This is a genomic window from Vibrio sp. 1249-1, assembly GCF_033340495.1.
In genome coordinates, this window is record NZ_JAWOWJ010000376.1 from 1 (window position 1) to 800 (window position 800).

1 protein-coding gene is annotated in these 800 nt (G+C 45.0%); it reads right to left on the reverse strand.

All coding sequences use genetic code 11. The annotated features are described in order from the left end of the window. Nucleotides 1–720: shikimate dehydrogenase (aroE, locus tag R7Z50_RS26475; RefSeq protein WP_318149610.1), on the reverse strand; the 720-nt coding region annotated here is incomplete at its 3' end. Nucleotides 721–800 lie beyond the last annotated feature (80 nt).

The window sequence follows — 800 nt, forward strand, 5'->3', positions numbered from 1 at the left end:
ATCATAAGCATGTGCCGCACCGTGTTGCTTAGCCCATTGGTTAAATGTGGTATCACCTTTGCCATACATCATGTCGTAGCTTGTACTATTGGCGGCGAACACCGAGGAAGAGATCGCAGGTAACTCACCACTCAATGATGCAGACGTAGAGTTGATTATGACATCGAACTCTTCAGCAATGGTATTCATCTCTTTTGCTTTAACAGGGCCATACGCAGAAAACAATTCTGCCAATTCTTCGGCTTTGGAAAATGTACGATTAGTTATCGTTAGAGATGTTGGTTTTTGATCGAGCAATGGTTTAATCACTCCTCGAGCGGCACCACCAGCTCCTATGATCAGGATACGTGCGCCTTCTAAAACGACTTGATGTTGCAACAAGTCCTGCACTAAGCCTGTACCATCAGTGTTATCACCAATGATTTCACCATCATCAAGCTTCTTAAGTGTATTCACTGCTCCAGCAAGCTGAGCACGCTCGGTCAAACGGCTAGCAAATTGATAGGCATCTTCTTTAAAAGGCAAGGTCACGTTACAGCCTTTGCCTCCGTCAGCAAAAAATGCTTTCGCTGCCTCGATAAATCCACCCACAGGCGCACACTCTGCGGTGTATGTAAGGGACTGATTCGTTTGACGAGCAAAGAGTGTATGGATAAATGGCGACTTGCTGTGCCCGATAGGGTTACCAAACACGGCGTAACGATCGATTTTCGGGGTCATTTCCTTACCTTTATTCCTTACTTAGATATAGAGAAAACAGGGCCATCTGATTACAGATGACCCTATCACTATCTATCTAT